Below are 21,938 nucleotides of genomic sequence, written 5' to 3'. Positions count from 1 at the left end.
TTCCTGAATGACCTTTTTCTGTCAGTTCTGCTCCCTGCAACGCACGCTTTATAGCGGCAGCTATTCCGTTGATGAAAATCAGTGATGTGCAGAAAGCGCAGAGAAAAGCGGGAAGCGTGGTGCTGAAGGCGTAACGGCTGAGCAGGAGAGCAGGGCGAGCCGAAGCCCGCCCTGATAATCAGAAAGCGAGTACCAGACCGGCAATGGCAGCTGAGAGCACGCTGACCAGCGTTGAACCGTAGAGCAGTTTCAGGCCAAAGCGTGATACCACGTTGCCCTGTTCTTCATGCAGTCCTTTAATCGCGCCAGCCACAATCCCGATGGATGAAAAGTTAGCGAACGATACCAGGAACACCGAAAGAATGCCCTCTGCGTTAGGTGACAGCTGGCCTGCAACTTTCTGCAGATCCATCATCGCCACAAATTCGTTAGAGACCAGTTTGGTGGCCATGATACTGCCTACCTGCAGCGCTTCATGAGCCGGAACACCCATCACCCAGGCAAACGGATAGAATACATAGCCCAGCACGCCCTGGAAGCTGATACCAAAAATCAGGTCAAACAGCGCATTCAGACCGGAGATCAGGGCAATAAAGCCAATCAGCATAGCCGCAACGATAATCGCCACTTTAAATCCGGCAAGAATATATTCACCCAGCATCTCAAAGAAGCTCTGACCTTTATGCAGATCCTGCAGCTGCAGATCTTCTTCGTTCTCTACGCGGTAAGGGTTGATCAGCGACAGAACGATAAAGGTACTGAACATATTCAGCACCAGTGCGGCAACCACATACTTTGGCTGCAGCATGGTCATGTAGGCGCCAACAATGGACATCGATACGGTCGACATAGCGGTGGCCGCCATGGTGTACATACGACGCTGCGACATTTTGCCGAGAATATCTTTATACGCGATGAAGTTTTCTGACTGTCCCAGAATCAGAGAACTGACGGCGTTAAAAGACTCCAGCTTGCCCATGCCGTTCACTTTTGACAGCACGGTTCCGATACCGCGGATGATCCACGGCAGAATGCGGAAATGCTGCAAAATACCGATCAGCGCAGAAATAAAGACGATAGGGCATAAAACATTAAGGAAGAAGAAGGCGAGTCCCTTTTCGTTCATGCCGCCAAACACAAAATTGGTGCCTTCACCTGCATATTTCAGCAGGTAATCAAACATGCTGGCAAAGCCCTTAACAAAGCCCAGTCCCGCCTCAGAGGTCAGGAAAAACCACGCCAGCAGGAGTTCAATCACTAAAAGCTGTGCGATATAGCGAAAGCGAATACTTTTACGGTCGTGACTGACCAGCAGGGCCAGCACGCCGACGACCACCAGTGCTAAAAGGAAATGCAAAATATGGGACATATCGGCTCCAAATTTGAGGAGGGTTGTATTTTGCTGCGTATTCTATGTAACACGTTACTTAAAAACGAGATCAAACCCGCATTATAAGTATTCAGTATCGCAATTTTTTGCGGATAACTCTGCCTGCTCACATCACCGTAACAAACCGCTCACACAATTTATCCACACAGAGATTGTTTATAATTTGTTCCGGGCGTAGAGTAAATCCGTTCTATGCTTTGTCAGAGGCCGATCTTTGCGTTGATGTATAGCATTGGCTATACTTTATAGCACTATCTATTACTGCGATAAATATAACCAGATTTCACTTGCCTGTAAGGCCCCTTAAACTCAGCGGGTCTACACGCGTCAGGACAGGATCACACTATGTCAGAAAGCCGCACCGTAGAGCGCGCCGCCCGCGGAGCCAGAAAACTTAAGCTCGCCCTGCTGGGGCCTGCGTTTATCGCCGCTATCGGTTATATCGATCCGGGTAACTTTGCCACCAACATTCAGGCAGGAGCCGCCTATGGCTATAAGCTGCTGTGGGTGGTGGTCTGGGCAAACGTCATGGCGATGCTGATCCAGCTGATGTCAGCCAAGCTGGGGATCGCAACCGGTAAAAACCTGGCGGAGCACATACGCGACCGTTTCCCGCGTCCCGCCGTCTGGTTTTACTGGGTGCAGGCCGAAATCATCGCGATGGCGACCGACCTGGCAGAGTTTATCGGTGCCGCGCTGGGCTTTAAGCTGCTGCTTGGCATCTCACTGCTGCAGGGCGCCGTACTGACCGGCATTGCGACCTTTTTGATCCTGATGCTGCAAAGCCGCGGACAGAAACCGCTGGAGCGGGTGATTGGTGGCCTGCTGCTGTTTGTTGCCGCGGCCTATATCGTTGAGCTCTTTTTCTCCCAGCCCAGCGTCAGCCAGCTCGTTACCGGGATGGCCCTGCCTTCGTTACCGGGGTCTGACGCGGTATTTCTGGCAGCCGGTGTACTGGGTGCCACCATTATGCCGCACGTTATCTATCTGCATTCAGCGCTGACCCAGCACGGTAATAAAGGCACCAAAGCCGAACGCTACTCCTCCACCAAACTGGATGTGGCGATTGCGATGACCATTGCCGGCTTCGTGAACCTGGCAATGATGGCCACGGCGGCGGCGGCGTTTCACTTCAGCGGACACACCTCCATTGTCGATCTTGACCAGGCGTATCTGACGCTGGAGCCGCTGCTCGGGCAGGCCGCAGCGATTGTATTTGGATTGAGCCTGGTGGCGGCCGGACTCTCCTCCACGGTGGTCGGCACCCTGGCAGGGCAGGTGGTGATGCAGGGCTTTATCCGGTTTCATATTCCGCTGTGGGTCCGGCGGGTAATTACTATGCTGCCCTCATTTATTGTTATCTGGGCTGGCTGGGACCCGACGCGCATTCTGGTGATGAGTCAGGTGCTGCTGAGTTTTGGTATTGCGCTGGCGCTGATCCCGCTGCTGGCGTTTACCGGGAATCGTGAGCTGATGGGGGATGAACTGGTCAACTCCCGACTGATGCAGAACACCGGCCGCCTGATTGTGATGCTGGTCGTGGCACTGAACATCTATTTACTGGTGGGAGAAGCGCTCGGCTGGTAGCGTAAAAACCGGCGCGAAGGCGCCGGGAGAAGGTTTAGTGATGGTGGTCATGAGGATGCGGCGGGCCACCGTGTCGCCAGTGCGCGCGACGTTCCCGTTCATGATGACGATCCTGTTCACGCCAGCGCTCCCGCTCATGCCGGCGTCGTTCATGTTCGCGGTCTCGCTCCCACGCTTTATGACGCTTCCACTCTTCATGGCGCCACCAGCGATGTTCATTATACTGGTAGCGGTCGTTCCACCAGCGCGGTTCGCGCCAGTTCCCGCCATCCCAGTAATAGCCGCGACGGTCACGTTCTCCCAGCTGTAAACTGACGCCGGGGGCAAGATCGATGGTAGCGCTGGTAGCATGGGCTGTGTGTGGCACCAGCGGCGATAATGTTGCCAGCAAAACGGCAACGAAAAGTGCAGATTTCATGTTATCTCCTTGCGACAGCTTATCACTGCTATCGTCAGACCAGTGTGCCACATCGGACCAGCTTAGCCTTGAGAGTTAGTCTGAAAAAGTACGACGGCAGCAGAATATGCGGTTAGTTAACCGCCCCTGCTGCCGTAAAAGAGAGCGGTTACATCAGGATCCGATCGATCGCCTGCAGCTCTTCAGGAGTCAGCGCCGGCTGGCTTAGCATCGCTACTGCGTCGTCGATCTGCGCAATTTTGCTGGCGCCAATCAGCACTGAAGTGATGCGCGGATCGCGTAACACCCAGCTCAGCGCCATCTGCGCCAGCTTCTGCCCGCGCTGCTGCGCCAGCACCTGCAGCTGCCGGACTTTTTCCATTTTCTCTGCGGTAAGCTGGTCCTCATTCAGGAATTTACTGCCGCTGGCAGCACGCGAATCCTGCGGGATGCCCGCTAAATAGCGATCGGTCAGTATGCCGCCCGCCAGCGGTGAAAAGGCGATGCAGCCGGTTCCCTGTTCGCCCAGCATATCCAGCAGGCCCTGTTCCGGGCCGCGTTCAAACAGCGAATAGCGCGGCTGATGAATCAGACAGGGCGTACCGAGCTCACGCAGCAGCGCTATAGCGCGTGCGGCCTGCTCAGCCGGATAGTTAGAGAGCGCAACATGGAGCGCTTTGCCCTGACGGACGCAGTGATCGAGCGCGCGCATCGTCTCTTCCAGCGGCGTATGCGGGTCGGGACGATGGTGATAAAAAATATCCACATACTCCAGCCCCATGCGTTTCAGGCTCTGATCGAGGCTGGCGATCAGGTATTTACGCGACCCCCAGTCACCATAAGGGCCGTCCCACATGGTGTATCCCGCTTTGGTAGAGATCACCAGCTCATCGCGCAGGCCGGAGAAATCTTCCCGCAAAATACGACCGAAGTTGCTCTCTGCAGAACCGGGCGGAGGACCATAGTTATTGGCCAGATCGAAATGAGTAATGCCGCAGTTAAAGGCGTGGCGCAGCAGTTCGCGACTGGTATCGACGCGCGTCGCGTCGCCAAAGTTGTGCCAGAGCCCCAGTGAAATAGCGGGCAGTTTCAGCCCGCTCTGGCCACTGCGGCGATAGTGCATCTGCTGATAACGATCGGGATGAGGAAAAAGAGGCATGGCTTAGAGTTATCCTGCAATAGAAATGAGTATTCCGGCCAGTTAGTGTATGCGTTTACACTGCGCTAAAAAGCGTGAAAGATCCCATTCTGCAGAGAGATATCACGCCGTAACGAATGCTTGCCATTCAGCCCGGCGCAATCGCGGTTAAAAAGTCGCTTCCTTTCAAAGCCATCGCTGATACTCCAGAACATTCCCCCTGGAAGGAGCATCTGATGAAGAGATTCACCGTAAGCGACTATCTATTACAGAGGCTGGATGAGGCGGGCATCCGTCACCTGTTTGGCGTGCCGGGCGACTACAATCTGCAGTTTCTCGATAGCGTGATCGCGCATCCGGCGATCGCCTGGGTCGGCTGTGCCAACGAGCTTAACGCCGCCTATGCCGCTGACGGCTATGGCCGCTGTCAGGGCGCGGCAGCGCTGCTGACCACCTTTGGCGTGGGTGAGCTGAGCGCGATTAACGGCATCGCCGGCAGCTATGCCGAGTATGTGCCGGTGATCCAGATTGTCGGTGCGCCGGCGCTGACGGTGCAGCAGCAGGGGGAGTGCGTGCACCATTCGCTGGGCGACGGTGATTTTCACCATTTTCTGCGCATGGCGCAGGAGGTCAACGCCGCGACAGCGGTGCTTACCGCAGAGAACGCCGCGGCAGAAATCGATCGCGTGGTAAGCACCGCACTGCATGAGCACCGGCCGGGCTATCTGCTGCTGGCGGTGGATGTGGCCGCGGCAGCGATAACCCCGCCGTCAGCCCGCGCTGAGCCGCACAGCGAAAACGCAGATGCCGCTGCAGCCTTTGCGGCGGCGGCTGAGCGTCTGCTGGCACCGGCACAGCGCGTGGCGCTGCTGGCTGATTTTCTCGCCGCACGCTGGGGGGCTGCCGCACAGCTGGCCGGACTGCGTGAGCTGCGCGCGATCCCGTCAGCGACGCTGCTGATGGGCAAAGGCGTGCTGAATGAACAGCAGTCTGGTTTTGTCGGCACTTACGCGGCGGCGGGCAGCAGCATGGCTATCCGCAGGGCGATTGAGGAGACGGATGTGACGCTGTGCGCAGGGGTGCGCTTTACCGACACGCTGACCGCGGGCTTTACCCAGCAGCTCTCCCCTGAACGCGTTATCGATATCCAGCCGTTTCACAGCTGTGTGGCGGGCGAGCGCTTTGCGCTGCCAATGAAGGCGGCGCTGGCGGCGCTGCAGCCGGTTTATCAGCGTCACTGCCAGCGCTGGCCGACCGGAGAGAGCATGCAGTGCGAGGAAAATCATCAGATTGCTGCAGGGATAATCACTCAGCAGGCATTCTGGCAGGCAATGCAGCACTTCCTGCTGCCGGGTGATATTATCCTTGCCGATCAGGGTACGGCGGCATTTGGCGCAGCGGACCTGCAGCTGCCGGAGGGGGCGCAGCTGCTGGTACAGCCGCTGTGGGGATCGATTGGCTATACGCTGCCGGCGGCGTTTGGTGCGCAGACGGCGCGGCCCGACAGCCGGGTGATCCTGATCATTGGCGATGGCTCAGCACAGCTGACTATTCAGGAGCTGGGCTCCATGCAGCGTGACGGCCAGCGCCCGGTGATTTTCCTGCTCAATAACGACGGCTATACCGTAGAGCGCGCCATTCACGGTCCGGAACAGCGTTATAATGACATTGCGCGCTGGAACTGGACCGCACTGCCGCAGGCGATGAGCCTGGAAGGGGCGGCGCAGAGCTGGCGGGTCAGCGAAACCGCGCAGCTGGAGGCGGCGATGGCGGTGGTCAGCAAAACCGCGCGTTTGTCGCTGATTGAAGTGGTAATGGAAAAACAGGATCTGCCGCCGCTGCTGCGCAAAGTTACCGCCGCCCTGCATCAGCGTAATAGTGGTGCAGTTTAAGAAAGTTGCCTCTATACAGATGGCCTGACAATCGCCAGGCTGTGCATCACACTGGATTAACAGCGTCCGCCTCACCGGCGGGCGTTGTTGTTTTATTGGCAGGCTTCTATAGTGTTTGCCACTATTTATGACCCAAGCGGAGCAGCAGAAGAATGACAAAATACGCCCTGGTCGGCGATGTGGGCGGTACTAACGCTCGTCTCGCGCTGTGTGAGGTAGAGACCGGCGCCATCTCACACGCCAAAACATTCTCCACATCAGACTACGACAATCTTGAAGCCGTTATCCGTTTCTATCTGGCGGAACAGCAGCAGGCAGTGACTGATGGCTGTATCGCTATCGCCTGTCCGATCACCGAAGACTGGGTCGAGATGACCAACCACGACTGGGCATTCTCAACGCGCCAGATGAAACAGAATCTGGGCTTCAGCACGCTGGAAATTATCAACGACTTCACCGCCGTCTCTATGGCGATCCCGATGCTGACGGAAAACGAAGTGATCCAGTTTGGCGGCAAAGCGCCGGTTAAAGATAAGCCGATCGCTATCTACGGTGCGGGCACCGGACTGGGCGTCAGTCATCTGGTACATGTCAATCAGCGCTGGGTCAGTCTGCCGGGTGAGGGCGGCCACGTCGATTTCGCGCCGAACAGCGAAGAGGAAGATCAGATCCTCGAAGTGCTGCGTGCAGAGATGGGCCACGTTTCTGCCGAGCGCGTGCTGTCAGGAGCCGGACTGGTCAACCTTTACCGCGCGATTGTGAAATCTGACGCGCGCGAGCCGCAAAACCTCAAGCCCAAAGATGTGACCGAGCGGGCACTGCAGGACACCTGTATCGACTGCCGTCGCGCGCTGACGCTGTTCTGCGTGATCATGGGACGCTTTGGCGGCAACCTGGCGCTGAACCTCGGCACCTTTGGTGGCGTTTATATTGCGGGCGGCATCGTGCCGCGCTTCCTCGACTTTTTCAAAGCCTCCGGTTTTCGCGCGGCGTTTGAAGATAAGGGACGTTTCCGCGACTATCTGGTCGATATTCCGGTGTATATGATCACGCACGATCAGCCCGGCCTGCTGGGTGCCGGCGCGCATCTGCGTCAGGCGCTGGGCCGCGTGCTCTGACACAGCGGCGGACGGCGCGGGTCGTCCGCCTTACAGCCGCATCAGCTGCCGGAACGGTCTGGCTTTGCTGCGGCTTACCGGTACCTGCGCTTCCAGATCGCGCAGCTTCACCAGATAGGTATTATTAAACCACGGCTCTATCTCGCGAATTTTACTCAGGTTCACACAGTAAGAGCGATGACAGCGAAAAAACAGCGCCTCCGGCAGCCGGCTGCAGAACTCACTGATGGCCACTGACATCACGTAGGCTTCCCGCCGCGTATACACAAACGTCAGCTTCTCATGCGCTTCCACATAGTAAATATCGTTGATATCGGTAACGATGATGCGCTCATCTTTCTGCAGATTCACCGTCTGCGGCGCAACAGCCGGGCTGTTCTGCGGCGGCGGCGGCTGCGTGGTGGCCTCCAGCTTATTCAGCATGGTGATGATGCGCGCCTCATGATAGGGCTTGAGGATGTAGTCAAACGCGTCGAGTTCAAACGCCTCCACCGCATAATCTTTCCAGGCAGTGATAAAAACAATCAGGGGCTTGTGGGTAAACTGATGAATATTCTGCGCCAGCAGCATGCCATCGAGCGACGGAATATTAATATCGAGGAAAATCACGTCGACCCGGTGCGTCTGCAGATATTTCAGCACATCCAGCCCGTCATCAAAGCTTGCTTCAACCGTGATCTGACTATGCTGCTGAATCATCCAGCTGAGCTCCTGGCGCGCCAGAAATTCATCTTCCACTATTATGGCTTTCATACTGTTATTTCCGGTTGAACGCTGAGCGCGGCAGGAAGAGGCTGGCTGTTTTTCGGCAGGCTAAAGGCGATTTCCGTTCCCGGCTGGTGACGCATGATAATCAGCCCCTGGCCGGTCAGCAGTCTGACACGATGGTGAACGTTCAGCAGGCCAATTTTATTGCCCGGCACCTCATTGCGCGCAACGCGACGGATCACCTCGTCGCTGATCCCCGGTCCGGTGTCGCGTACGGCGATACGCACCCGATCGCCCAGATCTTTCACGCTGAGCGTCACCACGCCTTTGCCCCGGCATGGCTGAATGCCGTGCACAATAGCATTTTCCACCAGCGGCTGAATCAGCAGGCTGGGCAGAGTAAAGTGCAGATCGTCGTCGATATCGTAGATCATTGACAGCTTATCGCCGAAGCGCGCCTGCTCAATGGCAATATAATCTTTTACCTGCCACAGCTCTTTCTTGATATCGATCAGCTCATCCTCATTGAGTTCAAGGTTGTAGCGCAGGTAGCGCGACAGGTTGATAACCAGCTGACGGGCAGTATCGGGATTCATCCGGATTGAGGCAGAGATAGCGTTCAGGGCATTAAACAAAAAGTGAGGGTTAATTTTGCTCTGCAGGGCACGGAGTTCCGCCTTATTGGCCATTTCACGCAGCTGCTCAGCGCGCGATACCTCCAGCTGGGTCGAGATAATCTGCGACAGCCCGATAGCCATCTCTTTCAGCGAGCCGGTAATGCGATGCGCCCGGCGATAGTAAATTTTCAGCGTGCCGGTCACCTGACCCTGCTCCCAGAGCGGGATCACCAGCATCGAGTGAATATCGCGCGTGCGATGCGCTTCGTCGTTGTTTTTGATGATGATTTTTCCGCTGGCAATCGCCTGTGCGGTAGTGGGGCTGATGCCATCATCGCCATTATGGTAGTTCTGTTCACCATAGCCGACATACGCCTGAATCTGCTGCGTATTGGTAATTGCAACCGCATCAGCGTGGATGTCGCGCCGGATAATATCGCACACTTCGCGCAGCGCATCGCTGTTTACCTGCCGAAACAGCGGCAGCGTTTTATTCGCTATCTCCAGCGCAAGTTTGGCCTGCCGGGCGGCAATCGCCTCTTTTTCTCCCTCCACGCTCTGCACCAGCAGCACAATCAATCCGATACTGGAGGCACCCAGAATCATCGGCAGGGCGATTTCCGAGACAATCGTCAGGCCGAGCGCTGCAGGCTTTGCCCATAACAGGATCAGCAGCATAGTCAGCGCCTCGCACAGCATGCCGCCCACTATGCCGGCCCCCCAGCGCTGCTCTTTGCTGACCCGGCGATTAATTACGCCAGAGGCGATACCGGCCACAATGCTGGTGATCAGGCAGGGTACTGACGTGACGCCATCTATGTCGATCAGGAAGCGGTGCAGCCCGGCAATGACGCCGGTCGTCACGCCCACCCAGGGGCCAAACAGAATGCCGCCCGCCATCACCGCAATGACGCGGACATTCAGCAGCGAGCCATCCACCGCCACGCCGGACCAGGTGCTGAACAGCGCAAACAGCGAGAAAATCAGGGTGACGATCGCTTTCTCGCTCAGCGTGTGTTCATCTTTCTGCAGCAGCTGGCGCAATACCCGGGTGCGGGTGAGAAAAAAGAGGCAGATGAGCATCAGCGCTGCGCGATCGAATACCGCCAGCAGCATGTCAAAATGGAAGGGCACAGGCATTTCCGGGACAGAATATCGGTGGCGTCATAATAAAAAATGCGCGCGCAATGCGCCAGCATAGCGCTCCGGGTTTAACGGGCCGCATAAATGCGGCCCGTGCGGAGGCGCGTAGGGGCGCCATTAATGGCGCCCTGGCTGTCGCTGCGGCAGTTTGCTATGTTGCACTATTCCCCGTAGCGGAGCGCCGCCATGCAACTTCAGACCCCGCGATTAACCCTGAGCCGGTTGCAGCCGGAGGACTGGCAGATCTTCAAAGCGGTACATGAAGACGCTGCCACCATGACCTGGGTAAGCGAAATTCCCGATGAAAACGACATTCGTCAGCGTTTCAATGAACGCCTGGCGCCGTGGCAGCCCGCCAGCTTTCATATGCTGTGCCTGGTGGCGCGCCTGCAAACAAATCAGGAACCGATAGGCCTGTTTGGCTGCAGCGCCGAGTGGCACCCTTATCGCCAGGCGGAAGTTGGCTATATGCTGCGCCATAGCCACATCGGGCAGGGCTACGGTAGCGAAGCGCTGGCGGCGCTGGTTCACTTTCTGTTCAGCGCAGAATTTCATAAGCTGAAAGCGCTGGTGATTGAGGGTAACTGGCCATCCCGACGTATTCTGGAAAAGAATAATTTTATGCTGGAGGGGACTCTGCGGGATAATTATCTGCTAAACGGAGAGTGGGTAAACGATTGGGTGTTTGGCTGCCTGAATCCCGAAAAATAAAAAAATTTTCTGCTGCTCTCGACAGCGCAGGTCACAGCGCGTTATGTTCGGGGTGAGGTCACAGCAAGTGATCCGCGTCGCTCGGACGGTCCGGGCGCTCACGTAATCCTGAGGACATCATGGCTGATAACAGCATACCCCGTCGTTTCTCGCGTATAGAACGCCTTCCCCCATACGTATTCAACATCACCGCTGAACTGAAGATGGCTGCGCGTCGGCGCGGCGAAGATATTATCGACTTTTCAATGGGGAATCCGGATGGCGCTACGCCGCCGCATATTGTGGAAAAGCTCTGTCAGGTGGCGCAGCGTGAAGATACGCACGGCTACTCCACCTCAAAAGGTATTCCGCGCCTGCGCCGGGCGATTTCGCGCTGGTACGCTGAGCGCTATCAGGTGGATATCGATCCGGAGTCAGAAGCGATTGTGACTATCGGCTCCAAAGAGGGACTGGCGCACCTGATGCTCGCCACGCTCGATCATGGTGACACCGTGCTGGTGCCCAACCCCAGCTATCCTATCCATATTTATGGCGCGGTGATCGCCGGGGCGCAGGTTCGCTCCGTGCCGCTGGTCGCGGGCGTGGATTTCTTTACTGAGCTGGAGCGTGCAATTCGCGAAAGCTATCCAAAGCCGAAAATGATGATCCTCGGCTTCCCTTCTAATCCCACCGCTCAGTGCGTCGAACTCGACTTTTTTGAACGGGTTATTGCGCTGGCAAAACAGTATAACGTGCTGGTGATCCACGATCTCGCCTACGCTGACATCACCTACGACGGCTGGAAAGCGCCCTCAATCATGCAGGTGCCGGGTGCGCGCGACGTGGCGGTAGAGTTCTTTACGCTCTCCAAAAGCTACAATATGGCGGGATGGCGTATCGGTTTCATGACAGGAAACAAAGAGCTGGTAGCGGCGCTGGCACGCATCAAAAGCTATCACGATTACGGGACATTCACGCCGCTACAGGTGGCAGCCATTGCCGCGCTGGAGGGCGATCAGCAGTGCGTGCGCGATATCGCTGAGCAGTATAAGCGCCGGCGTGATGTGCTGGTAAAAGGGCTGCATGAAGCGGGCTGGATGGTGGATCTGCCTAAGGCATCGATGTACGTCTGGGCAAAAATCCCGGAACGCTACGCGCATCTTGGCTCGCTGGAGTTTGCCAAACTGCTGCTGCAGGAGGCCAAAGTCTGCGTGTCGCCGGGCATCGGTTTTGGTGAATATGGTGATACACACGTGCGCTTTGCGCTGATTGAAAACAGCGATCGCATTCGTCAGGCGGTGCGGGGAATTAAGGCGATGTTCCGCGCCGACGGTATCTTACCGGGAGCGGTAAAAGAAGCAGAAGAGACGCGTTAAGCGTGCGTCGGGGCGACTGGTATGGTCGCCCCGTCCGGTACTCAGAGCATCAGCACAAAGGTGCCGACCCAAAGCAACACGAAAAAAGAGATGCCCATCAAAGCGTATTTCACAACATAACTCCTCTGTGCGGTTACCGTGATGGCGATCCCAGACCAGCGTAACCCGAACAGAATAAGAGAAAGGTGGAGTTCATTAACGCTACACGCTTTCTACTCAGGTGGTCCCGGCCAGACCGGAACAGGATCGGGCGCTAATTTACGCGGAATCGATCCAGAAATAAATAGGCCGGTTCTGAGATATTGCTCACAATTTATTGGGTCTGAATGTGCGGGATCGCCGACATGCCGACGCGCAGCTGCGCCAGATCGGGCTGACCCGCATCAAGCACAATCTTTACCGGCAGACGCTGAACCACTTTAGTGTAGTTACCCGTTGCATTATCAGGTGAAATTGCCGAGAAGGTTGCCCCTGTTGCCGGCGCAATGCTGTCGATACGCCCGGTAAAGGTTTTATCCGGTAGCGCATCAACAGTAACGCTGACCTTTTGCCCTGGCCGCACGTCGGTCAGCTGGGTTTCCAGATAGTTAGCCGTAATGTAGAGCTGCTGCAGCGGCACCACTGCCAGCAGGCGGCTGCCGGCACTGACATAGGCGCCCGGACGTACGGTACGCTGGCCGACCGTGCCCTCTACCGGCGCAACAATACGGGTATAAGAGAGATTAAGCTGCGCCTGGTCGACATTCGCCTGCGCGACTGCGACATCCGCCTCCGCCTGACGCACGGCCGCCTGCAGGACATTAACCTGCTTAAGCGCCGCGTCCAGCGCCGCCTCACTCTGTCGTGCCGTCGCCGAAGCGGAACGCTGGTTAGTATCCGCTTTTTGCTGATCGTCAGCCGCAATGGTGCCACTTTTATAAAGCTGATTATAACGTGCGGCGTTCTGGCCGGCGTAGCGGGCCGCTGCCTCACTGGCCGCCAGCGTCGCTTTTGCCTGATTAATCGTCGCCTGCTGCTGCGCCAGCTGCGCCTGGGTGCTTAGCCGCTTAGCCTCGCTGACCTGCAGCGAAGCGCGCGCGGTTTCCAGCGCCACGCGAAAATCGCGATCGTCAAGCGTTGCCAGCAGATCGCCCGCCCGGACGTGCTGGTTATCCTGCACGCTGACCCGGGCGATATAGCCTGAAACTTTGGGGGCGACCAGCGTGTAATCCGCATTAACCCAGGCATCATCGGTGCGATGATCGTTGGTGGTCATGGCACGCCAGAGGAGAAAGGCGAGCGCGAGCAGCAGCACTAACAGGGCGCTTAGCAGCGCCGTTCTTTTTACAGCAGAGAGTTGCATATCAGTTTTCCCGACGTGGCGTAACAGGTTGAATCAATGTTTGAGGCGGCCAGACGCGGTGCGCCAGACAGAGCGTCAGCAGCAGCAGCAGGGCGCCAAAGGTGGTCAGCATCAGCCAGGCGTCGCTCAGGCTGAGTACCAGCGCCTGATGTTTCAGCAGGGCGGCAAATCCGCTCAGGTTCTGCACGCTACTGGCGCTGCCGTCCGGCAGCAGGGGAGTGCTGCTGCCTGCCTGCGCGCTGCTGGTCGCGGTCATCAGCCAGCTACGGCTGGCCGCCTGATCTACCAGTACATGCGAATGGAACTGTTCGCGATGGCTGATAAACCACTCCACCAGCGTGCTGGCCGCAATGCTGGAAAAACCGCGTACGGTGTTGAACATGGCAGAGGCAAAAGGGCCCTCCGGCGGCGCCACAACGCTGGTGGCACTCATCAGCACCGGCAGGATCACCATCGGCTGTCCGAACGCCTGCAGGATCTGCATCAGCCAGAAATTCTGCCGCGCCCAGTCAGTGGTAATCTGCGTTCCCAGCAGGCAGGCGGTGACCAGCAGCAGCACGCCGCAGCACAACACCCAGCGGCAATCGACCCGGCGAATGTTCAGCAAAGCGGCGATCAGCGGGGCAATCAGCAGCTGCGGCAGGCCCACGGTCAGCGCCAGCGGCGCAAACTGCAGCGTGCGAAATCCCTCTACCTGACCAAAATAGAGCGAAGGCAGCGCTGAACCGGAGAGTGCCAGAATCAGCACCGCCATCAGCGCCAGCAGGCCGTGCGCCAGGTTGGAACGGCGCAGCATCTGCAGCCTGAACAGCGGCAGCGGATGAAACCACTCGTTAATCAGAAACACCGTCAGCAGCGCCAGCGCACCCAGCAGCATGGCGGTAAACAGCGGTGAGCTGAGCCAGTCCAGCCGTTCCCCCTGAGTCAGGGCCAGAATCAGCAGCGCCATGCCGGCGCAGCCGGTAAGCATGCCAAACAGGTCGATCTGCCGAAAGCGCTCCAGGCGCAGCGGATCCTGCGGCAGTCCCCAGGCAATCAGCGTCATTGCCAGCAGCATGGCCGGGACTACCTGCCAGAACACAAACGTCCAGCCCACTTCATCGGTCCAGAACGCCGCCAGCGAGGCCGCCATATTGGGGCCAAAGGTGGCGGTGAGCGCATAGGCGCCCAGGCCATAGAGTTTGATCGGCGGCGGCAGAAAGCGCAGCGCCACTGTCATCAGCAAGGGCGGCAGCGCGCCGCCAAAGATACCCTGCAGCACGCGCAGCGCAATAAACAGCGTCGCATCCTGCGTCAGCGGCAGCACCAGGCCGCACAGCATAAAGCCGGCAGAAACCACCAGGGCAAAGCGGCGCAGAGAAAAGGTGACGGCGAACCAGGGCGCGATCATCATTGCGGCGACTTCAGCCGCCTGATAGCCGGAGACAATCCAGCTGCCGCGATCGTGACTGATACCGATAGCGGCGCGGATATCTGCCAGCGCAATATCCGTGACCCGATCGTTGAGTCCTGACGTCAGCGCCGCGATCAGCACGCCCGCCAGCCCGAGAGCCAGGCGCAGTGTAAACGGGTGCGGAGCTGGCGGAGCAGCGGGCGAAGCGGTCATAGCAGAACTCTCATGAAATTATGATGCAGTGTATTACGATGTGATACAGGCCGCGCATCTTACATGCCGGTATGATGTATTGCAATGTGATACGCAGGTACAAAAGTGCGATCATTCGCGCTACAGTAAAGCAGGCTCATAAGGAACGCATTATGGTGGGATCTGCCTCAGGCCGTGAGGATGAAAAAGCGGGTGGCATTCAGGTCATTGCGCGTGCGGCAAAAATTTTACATGCGCTGGGTGAACATCCCGGCGGCATGAGTCTGGGCGAAATTGCGCAGGTGGTGAACCTGCCACGCTCCACGGTACAGCGCATCGTGGCGGCGCTCGACAGCGCTCAACTGGTGCGCAGTAGCGGGGCAGGGGGCCTCAGGCTGGGGCCAGCTCTGCTGAAACTGATCTCCAGCGTCCATACAGATGTGGTGGAGCTGGCGCGTCCGCTGCTGGAACAGCTCTCAGCAACGGTTAATGAAACCGTCTCGCTGGCGCGCGCCAGCGGGACGCAGCTGGCGATCGTTCATTATGTCGTGGCGCCGCGCGAGCTGCGGGTCGTACCGCGGATGGGGCTTAATCTGCCGCTCTACAGTACCTCCGGCGGCCGGGCGCTGCTGGCGCTGGAGAGCGATGAAGATGTACAGCTGCTGGTGGGCGATGCCTGGCAGGAACTCACGGATAAAACGGTAAAAACGCTGCCGCAGCTGATGGCGCTGATTGCTGAAGTACGCAGCAGTGGCCTGGCGATCGATCGCGGTGAAACGCTTGAAGGGATCACCACCCTGGCGGTCGCCATTGACACACTGTTCGGACGTTTCTCTATCTCGCTGCTGGTTCCCGGCGCGCGCTTTGCGCAACATGAAGCGCGCTATCGCAAAGAGATCATCACCTGTAAAGAGGCGCTGCTGCGCGAAATTGGCAAAATAACCGCTGTGGAGAAGAGGTAACGACTCATGAAAATGTTGTTAATGGCTATCGATAACTCACCGGTCGCGGAGAAAGTGATTGCGCTGACCCTTGAACAGGCGCTGGCGCTCAACGCCCCGGTCACGGTGCTGTGCTGTATCGATCCCGCCTATTCAGCCTGCAGCCAGCCTATCGAAATTGACGCCGGTGAAGATCCGGATGATTTTGTCGCGGCAAAAGATGAGCAGAACACCGCCGAGATGGTGGTGCGTCATGCGCTGGCTCCGCTGCTGCGGGCGGGTGTGAATGCCAGAGGCGTCATCCTGGCGGGTGAAGCCGCTGAAACCATTGTGGCGCAGGCTGCGGCACTGCGCGCCAGTATGATTATCATGGGACGCCGGCACCTCTCGCCGCTTAACCGGCTGCTGAAAGGCTCGGTCAGCGCGGCAGTGATCGAACGCGCGACCTGTCCGGTTCTGCTGGACGTGCGTAAGGATTAACGCCGTACTATGACGCTGCTTTTTATTTCGGTGCTGGCCGCTTTTGCACTGCTGGCGCTGGTGATTGTGATGCTGGTACGCACCACGGCGCTGCGAGCCTGGCAGGGGGTGCTGCTGTTTATCCTGCCGCTTGTGGCAGCTAATCTGATCTGGTTTAGCTGGCTGCATCCGCGTCAGGCAGAGAAGATACAGATGGAGGCGGTTGCGCAGCGGCTCAGCGCGGCGCCAGGCTATCGCCTGCTTAGGGTTCAGGAGCCGGAGCTGTGGCAATTACTGAATCGTGAACTGCGGCATAAGCTGCAGCAGGGCGTTTCCGCCGAACAGGCGCTGGGCGACCTGCGGGGCTGGCTGACTGATATCGTCAATAAACGTATGACCCGCGCCAGCGATGATGCAGTGATCGCCTATGTTCAGGTGTCGGTGGAAGAGATGCAGGCGCTGCAGCAGCAGAGTCCGCAGCGCTGTTTTCAGTTCCTCTATCCGCAGGTCAGCGGCGGCATCAATCTGCAGGAGGTGCTCACTCCGGCACTCTATCAGCGCGACGGTCATGCGCTTGAAGCCCTGCTGCTGAGCAGCCAGGGGGCAGAGCAGCAGACCGACCAGACGCTGGCCCGCCGCGATCTGCGTGAGATAGTTGACAGGCTTTATGGAAAATGGGGCAATAAACTTCAGCAGCTTAATCAGCCGGCTGATACCGCCGTCGATCGCAGCGCGCTGTGTGCTATGTCTATCGATCTCTACAGCGCCATTCTCGCATTGCCTGCTAAGCGCGCCGCCGGCCTTTTACGTAATATGGTGCACAGCAACGGCTAACCGGTGAAAAAAAGCCCGCTCAGCGCGGGCACAAAGGTCACTTTGTTACATCTTCTTATTATTGATATTACCTGGTGTGGAGCAGACATCGTGTGGTCTGACTGCACTATCGCAGTTGTCATATGATAAGAAAAGCCGTTTGGTTTTATTGATTCAATTGGCAAAAACACTGGTCTTAACACTGTTTCGCGCGTTTTCCTATAGGCGCGCGGTGGCATCGTTGTTTACACTTCGACGCCTGAAGAGGACACCTGAATGAAAAATATCGTTACCGGCGCGTTAGCGCTCATTATGCTGGCGGGCTGCAGCGTTAATCAGCCTGGCGGATTTGAACGTGTAGATGAAGATAATACGTCCAACACCGTTCAATATCGTTACGACCCGCATAGCCTTAATCGGGATGCCATGAATGTTGACCTGGCAAATTACTGCAGCGAGCGGGGTTTTGATAAAGTGGATTCGCTGCCTGCTCAGGACAGTCATCTGCCAGGATTAAAGAAAGCCTGGTATCAGTGTAATTACGCGATTAAAAGCTAAAAAAAGGGCGGGATATATTCCCGCCCTGCTTATTTATTTTTTTATTAGTGCTGTGTGCGCTTTGCCCGATTATCCGTGACGATGCCCGTGGTGGCCATGATGCCAGCCGCGGTCATGACCCCAGCCAGCGCCGCGGCCACGGTCGTGCTCAATAATACATCCGCTGAGCAAACTGACCATAACCGCTATCGACGTTAACGAAATAAGCTTTTTCATGGAAAGACCTCCTCTTTTCCAGTGAGGTCAGATTACGCCGGAATAGTGGAGTGAAGATGCAGCAAATGTAGAGTTATTTAGATAAATATTGCCAGATGTGTCTAAATAAAAGATCGGGAAAGCGGGTTTTTCTATTTGAATCAGAATAAGCTGAATAGCAGGCTATATTAGCGCGATAATTCTGAAAGACAATAATTCGCGCCTGCGGATGAAAAATAAAAATGCGAGCGCTCAGGATAACAGCGCTCGCCTGTAAGTTAATTATGCAGTGCAGGCCTGTTAATTGCCTGACGGCGCGGCTGACGAACGCTCAGTGAAAGCAGCAGCGAAATAACCAGCAGCGTCATGATCAGACTAAAGGTAACGGTAAAGCCACCGAACAGGGAGGCGACCAGCGAGCCGAGCACGCTGCCAATACCAAACCCGAGGTAGATCAGCCCGTAATTTTTTGTCAGGTTGTTCAGGCCAAAGAAGTCGCTGATCAGCGCCGGGAAAACGGTGATTGTGCCACCGAAGCTGAAGGCTACGCAGGCCAGCGAGACAAAAAAAGTGGTTTCGTTCATACGGGTAAACAGCAAAATACTCATGCCCGCGAGCGCAATACATTGCGCCAGTGAGATCACCCGGATACGGGCCATTTTGTCTGACAGTACCCCCAGCGTTAACCGGCCGCTAAGGTTGGCAATGGCGATAACCGTTACGGCACTGGCGGCTATCTGCGGCGTAAGGTGCACCATTCCTTCGCCGATATCTTTCGCTACGCCGATCACATACAGGCCGCTCATACAGGCGGTGAGGAACATCAGCGCCAGCATCCAGTATTGCGGCAGGCGAACCGCCTGTGCCAGCGTAAAGTCGCGTCCGGCATGCTGTGGATTGTTGCTGGCAGCGCGCACTGGCGCATCGCGCATCAGCAGCGCGCCGCAGAACATCATGCTCATCGCCAGCACGCCCCAGATCATGAAGGTGTTCTCCAGGCCAACAGCATCCAGCAGGGTGCCGCAGATAAATTTGAAGCCGAGACTCCCCAGACCGTAGGCGCCGATTGAACAGGCGGAGATAAGGCCTTTGCGCTCAGGAAACCACTTTACACAATTGGATAGCGTCATCAGGTAGCCCGCACCATCTGCCAGGCCCACCAGAATACCGGCGCTCAGATAAAGCATCATCAGGTTATCAGCCTGCGCGGTCAGCCAGAATCCGGCTGCCATCAGGATGCCGGCTCCGATAGTCACATTACGCACGCCAAAACGCTCCTGCAGCTTGCCTGCCAGCGAGGAGGCGATAGCCAGCCCCAGGCTGAGCAACCCAAAGGAGAAAGCAACCTGACTGACTGATTCGTGCAGTTTATGCGCCAGCGCGCCGTTAAAGAGGCTCCAGGTATACACTGACCCCAGCGCAAGCTGGGTAATGACAGTGCCGATCAGAGTCAGTATGCGGGTGCGCTGGTAGTGCGCCGTTGAGGCTGTGGTCATGGTGATTCTCCCGTCCGGGAATATGGAGTCTGCTGGCAGCTTAGCGCGCACGCGCGTAGCCGCGGCCGGATCCCGCTTCAGCGGTCAGAGAAACAGAATGAAATGCCGTTTTTCCGGTATGAATGGCAGCAGCGTGACAATTCACGTCCCGGTATGTCCTGCGATAAGCATATGTAACCAGGTATGTTAAGCGAGGCGATTTTGCTGCAGAGTCCGGGATGTTTGCCAGGCTTATATTTCAACCAACGGGAGGAAATATGAAAGACCGAGCATATGAATCCGTATCCAGTGGAGATGAAGTCTGCTGTCTTATCGGTCAGGCGGTGATCGAATTGAGCGATGAACATCAGCCTGTCAACAAAGCCACGCTGTCGTTAAAGCTGCTGGCTATGGCCGATCGTGACAGGGATGATGAGCGGGTAATGCTTTACTGGATCGCCAGAAAAGCCCTTAATCAGCCGCAGCAGCTTCAGTCCGGCGCAGGTGGCTGGCGTTAGAGGATGAGCAGAGCGGGCTGCACGCCCGCTTCTGCTGTCAGGCCAGCCGCAGTGCGCGGCGCACCGGCCAGCGCATAAACATCACCAGGTTGCCCAGCAAAATCAGCGTCAGTCCCGCCACGGCATTAGCGTGCCACTGATAGCCTTCATAAATTGTCGAGAGCGTCAGCGCAACCAGCGGAAAAAGTAGCGTACTGTAGGCCGCCTGACTGGCACCGATGCGACCCACCAGCGTGAAGTAAGCGCCAAATCCAATCACAGAACCAAACAGCGCCAGATAACTCATCGCGCCCAGCCACTGCAGATTGCGCGGCAGCTGCAGCGCATCGCCATTAAGCCATGCCATTACCGCCATGATCAGCGCGCCGTAGAGCATGGCGTAACTGTTAGTGGTGAGAATATCGCGCTGGCGGCGCTGATGCCGGGCTGAAATCATATTACCCAGCGAAAAGCCAAAGGTGCCCAGCGCACTCAGGCCCGCGCCCCATAACAGCTGCGGCGAGGGGTGCGCCGCGCGAATATCGCTCCAGAAGAGCGCGACGATACCGCCCATACCGAGCAGCGCGGCAGGCACCAGGCGCAGCGGCGGACGCTGGCCAAAAAAGAGCCAGCCGTTGAGCGCGTTAAAGATCACCGCCATGGAAAAAATCACCGACTCCAGACCGGTGCTGATCCAGGCTGCTGCATAATAAAAGCAGACAAAGTTGAAGCCAAAAACACAGCCTCCCTGCAGCAGACAAAACAGATGATCGCGCCTGTCCAGCGATCGCAGACGGCGGCACAGCGTCAGCAGCGCCAGCATCAGCAGCGAGGCGAAGAGAAAGCGCCAGAAAACAGCCACATAGACCGGCGTGGTGGCTGCGTCCTGCTGCAGAAAGATCGCCAGCCAGGTGGTGCCCCAGATCAGCACCACGCTCAGATACAGCACTACATTCATCGTTAATACTCCGGCAGAGACAGGACGACAGTATCCGCGCAGGCGCGGGCGGGCGCTTGCACCCGATTGCGCAGCACTTGCAAAAACTTGCGCTTTTTTCATTCTCACACCGACTGCCGCGCTGTTTTCCATCGTCCGGACGGGTAAACTGCTGGTTAACCGCTGCCGATGTGATGTGCGCAATGTCCGATTACCAGACCTTTACTATGCTAAAAAACCGAAAGGCTCAGCTGCGTGATAGCGTACCGCTTTCAGGCGGGATCCGGCTGGCAGCCTGGTTTAATAGCGGCGACCGCGTAACCAACCACAGCGATCACCATACCCTGAGCCTCTATATCGAAGAGGGGTATGATACCTGGCATAAAACCGCGCACGGGTGGCGCAACGGTGGCGCCCCGGATCGTTTCTGCCTGATGCCGTCCGGTATGGAGTCCACCTGGGATCTGCGGGCCGACCTCGCATTCGTGCACCTCTACTGCACCGATACCCATTTACGCCAGCTTGGCGAACAGATCTGGGATCGCACGCCAGCCAGTCTGAATCTGCAGGAGAAGATTTTTGCTGATGACGATCGCATTACGCAGCTCTATCGCCATTTTTTGCTCAGCGTCAGCTGGCAGCAGCCCGCCAATCAGCTGATGCTGAGCAGCGCATCGACGCTGCTGCTGACGCATCTGCTGCATCGCTACAGCGATGTGCAGTGGCAGCTGCCCGCCGTGCGGGGCGGCCTGGCACCCGCCGTGCTGCGCCGGATCATTGCCCTGATTGATGCGCAGCTCGATCAGCCGCTGACGCTGGCGCGGCTGGCCGCAGAAGCTGCGCTCAGCGAATATCATTTTGCGCGTATGTTTCGCAGCAGCACCGGCAGCGCGCCGCACCAATATGTGATGCAGCGCCGCATGGCGGTGGCGAAAGAGCTGCTGATGCACAGCACCCTGCCGCTAACGGAGATTGCACTGCGCTGCGGTTTTCACTCCGCCAGCCATTTCAGTAACCGGTTCCGCCAGCTGCACGGCGTGGCGCCCTCCGCGTGGCGGCAGGACTTTAGCCGGTAAAAAG

The 21,938-nt window shown here is 57.2% G+C and carries 22 protein-coding genes; 11 read left to right on the top strand and 11 right to left on the bottom strand.

The features are described from left to right. Positions 1-178 precede the first annotated feature (178 nt). On the bottom strand, positions 179-1,369 hold the full coding sequence (locus B4M48_RS12905) for a NupC/NupG family nucleoside CNT transporter (RefSeq protein WP_039379419.1): 1,191 nt from the start codon (positions 1,367-1,369) through the stop codon (positions 179-181). A 366-nt stretch (positions 1,370-1,735) separates the two neighbouring features. On the opposite strand from B4M48_RS12905, the gene B4M48_RS12900 reads away from it, so the two are divergent. Further along, entirely contained in the window at positions 1,736-2,977 is a 1,242-nt protein-coding gene (locus B4M48_RS12900) for an Nramp family divalent metal transporter (protein WP_288656863.1), read from the top strand. 34 nt (positions 2,978-3,011) lie between these two features. On the opposite strand, the gene B4M48_RS12895 is transcribed toward B4M48_RS12900, so the two are convergent. Both B4M48_RS12895 and B4M48_RS12890 read right to left on the bottom strand, forming a co-directional pair. Further along, positions 3,012-3,395: a DUF2502 domain-containing protein gene (locus B4M48_RS12895; RefSeq protein ID WP_052246436.1), complete on the bottom strand. Its 384-nt coding sequence runs from the start codon at positions 3,393-3,395 to the stop codon at positions 3,012-3,014. Between the two features lie 148 nt (positions 3,396-3,543). Beyond that, positions 3,544-4,533 (bottom strand): aldo/keto reductase, encoded by a 990-nt coding sequence (locus tag B4M48_RS12890; RefSeq protein ID WP_288656861.1) that lies wholly within the window; start codon positions 4,531-4,533, stop codon positions 3,544-3,546. Positions 4,534-4,748: 215 nt separating this feature from the next. Between B4M48_RS12890 and B4M48_RS12885 the strand changes: the two genes are divergently transcribed. Beyond that, positions 4,749-6,404: an alpha-keto acid decarboxylase family protein gene (locus B4M48_RS12885; RefSeq protein ID WP_250341271.1), complete on the top strand. Its 1,656-nt coding sequence runs from the start codon at positions 4,749-4,751 to the stop codon at positions 6,402-6,404. 152 nt (positions 6,405-6,556) lie between these two features. After that, on the top strand, positions 6,557-7,522 hold the full coding sequence (gene glk, locus B4M48_RS12880; RefSeq protein WP_039379409.1) for a glucokinase: 966 nt from the start codon (positions 6,557-6,559) through the stop codon (positions 7,520-7,522). 30 nt (positions 7,523-7,552) lie between these two features. Here glk and B4M48_RS12875 read toward each other — a convergent pair whose 3' ends face one another. Together B4M48_RS12875 and B4M48_RS12870 are read right to left on the bottom strand one after the other, a co-directional pair. Then, complete coding sequence (locus B4M48_RS12875; RefSeq protein ID WP_039379407.1) at positions 7,553-8,275, bottom strand: LytR/AlgR family response regulator transcription factor; 723 nt, start codon at positions 8,273-8,275, stop codon at positions 7,553-7,555. Next, positions 8,272-9,963: a sensor histidine kinase gene (locus tag B4M48_RS12870; RefSeq protein WP_288656973.1), complete on the bottom strand. Its 1,692-nt coding sequence runs from the start codon at positions 9,961-9,963 to the stop codon at positions 8,272-8,274. Before B4M48_RS12870 ends, B4M48_RS12875 begins: the two co-directional genes overlap by 4 nt. Positions 9,964-10,176: 213 nt before the next feature. Here B4M48_RS12870 and B4M48_RS12865 point away from each other — a divergent pair, with 213 nt between their 5' ends. Both B4M48_RS12865 and alaC read left to right on the top strand, forming a co-directional pair. Beyond that, complete coding sequence (locus B4M48_RS12865; protein ID WP_039379402.1) at positions 10,177-10,701, top strand: GNAT family N-acetyltransferase; 525 nt, start codon at positions 10,177-10,179, stop codon at positions 10,699-10,701. 119 nt (positions 10,702-10,820) lie between these two features. Next, a complete protein-coding gene (gene alaC, locus B4M48_RS12860) occupies positions 10,821-12,056 on the top strand; it encodes an alanine transaminase (protein ID WP_039379399.1) in 1,236 nt (411 codons plus the stop codon). Positions 12,057-12,097: 41 nt separating this feature from the next. On the opposite strand, the gene ypdK is transcribed toward alaC, so the two are convergent. The 3 genes from ypdK to B4M48_RS12845 all read right to left on the bottom strand — a co-directional run bounded on the left by ypdK (position 12,098) and on the right by B4M48_RS12845 (position 15,004). Continuing rightward, positions 12,098-12,169: a membrane protein YpdK gene (gene ypdK, locus B4M48_RS12855; RefSeq protein ID WP_006120362.1), complete on the bottom strand. Its 72-nt coding sequence runs from the start codon at positions 12,167-12,169 to the stop codon at positions 12,098-12,100. Between the two features lie 200 nt (positions 12,170-12,369). Continuing rightward, positions 12,370-13,398: an HlyD family secretion protein gene (locus tag B4M48_RS12850; protein WP_283340917.1), complete on the bottom strand. Its 1,029-nt coding sequence runs from the start codon at positions 13,396-13,398 to the stop codon at positions 12,370-12,372. Between the two features lies 1 nt (position 13,399). Beyond that, positions 13,400-15,004 (bottom strand): MFS transporter, encoded by a 1,605-nt coding sequence (locus B4M48_RS12845; RefSeq protein WP_071668072.1) that lies wholly within the window; start codon positions 15,002-15,004, stop codon positions 13,400-13,402. A 152-nt stretch (positions 15,005-15,156) separates the two neighbouring features. Here B4M48_RS12845 and B4M48_RS12840 point away from each other — a divergent pair, with 152 nt between their 5' ends. From B4M48_RS12840 to B4M48_RS12825, 4 genes are all read left to right on the top strand, one after another. Next, positions 15,157-15,945 (top strand): IclR family transcriptional regulator, encoded by a 789-nt coding sequence (locus B4M48_RS12840; protein ID WP_039379392.1) that lies wholly within the window; start codon positions 15,157-15,159, stop codon positions 15,943-15,945. Positions 15,946-15,951: 6 nt separating this feature from the next. After that, the gene (locus B4M48_RS12835; RefSeq protein WP_039379390.1) at positions 15,952-16,404 is read left to right on the top strand and encodes a universal stress protein; all 453 of its coding nucleotides are present in this window, start codon (positions 15,952-15,954) and stop codon (positions 16,402-16,404) included. A gap of 9 nt (positions 16,405-16,413) precedes the next feature. Beyond that, entirely contained in the window at positions 16,414-17,217 is an 804-nt protein-coding gene (locus tag B4M48_RS12830; protein WP_039379387.1) for a hypothetical protein, read from the top strand. 255 nt (positions 17,218-17,472) lie between these two features. Beyond that, positions 17,473-17,754 carry a hypothetical protein gene (locus B4M48_RS12825; protein WP_039379385.1) on the top strand — a complete coding sequence of 94 codons (282 nt, stop codon included), beginning with the start codon at positions 17,473-17,475 and terminating at the stop codon, positions 17,752-17,754. 69 nt (positions 17,755-17,823) lie between these two features. On the opposite strand, the gene B4M48_RS12820 is transcribed toward B4M48_RS12825, so the two are convergent. Further along, a complete protein-coding gene (locus B4M48_RS12820) occupies positions 17,824-17,970 on the bottom strand; it encodes a hypothetical protein (RefSeq protein WP_166714036.1) in 147 nt (48 codons plus the stop codon). Positions 17,971-18,227: 257 nt separating this feature from the next. After that, positions 18,228-19,445, bottom strand: coding sequence for an L-lactate MFS transporter (locus B4M48_RS12815; protein ID WP_039379382.1), 1,218 nt, complete (start codon positions 19,443-19,445; stop codon positions 18,228-18,230). A 257-nt stretch (positions 19,446-19,702) separates the two neighbouring features. Here B4M48_RS12815 and B4M48_RS12810 point away from each other — a divergent pair, with 257 nt between their 5' ends. Then, positions 19,703-19,942 (top strand): hypothetical protein, encoded by a 240-nt coding sequence (locus B4M48_RS12810; RefSeq protein WP_039379380.1) that lies wholly within the window; start codon positions 19,703-19,705, stop codon positions 19,940-19,942. A gap of 37 nt (positions 19,943-19,979) precedes the next feature. Here B4M48_RS12810 and B4M48_RS12805 read toward each other — a convergent pair whose 3' ends face one another. Then, a complete protein-coding gene (locus tag B4M48_RS12805) occupies positions 19,980-20,879 on the bottom strand; it encodes a DMT family transporter (protein ID WP_039379378.1) in 900 nt (299 codons plus the stop codon). Positions 20,880-21,061: 182 nt separating this feature from the next. On the opposite strand from B4M48_RS12805, the gene B4M48_RS12800 reads away from it, so the two are divergent. Then, positions 21,062-21,934, top strand: coding sequence for a helix-turn-helix domain-containing protein (locus tag B4M48_RS12800; RefSeq protein WP_039385598.1), 873 nt, complete (start codon positions 21,062-21,064; stop codon positions 21,932-21,934). The last annotated feature ends 4 nt before the right edge of the window (positions 21,935-21,938 follow it).

This window comes from Pantoea sp. UBA6567 (assembly GCF_002434165.1).
Classification (GTDB): Bacteria; Pseudomonadota; Gammaproteobacteria; order Enterobacterales; family Enterobacteriaceae; genus Pantoea; species Pantoea eucrina.
This window is presented reverse-complemented; position numbering and strand designations above follow the sequence as displayed.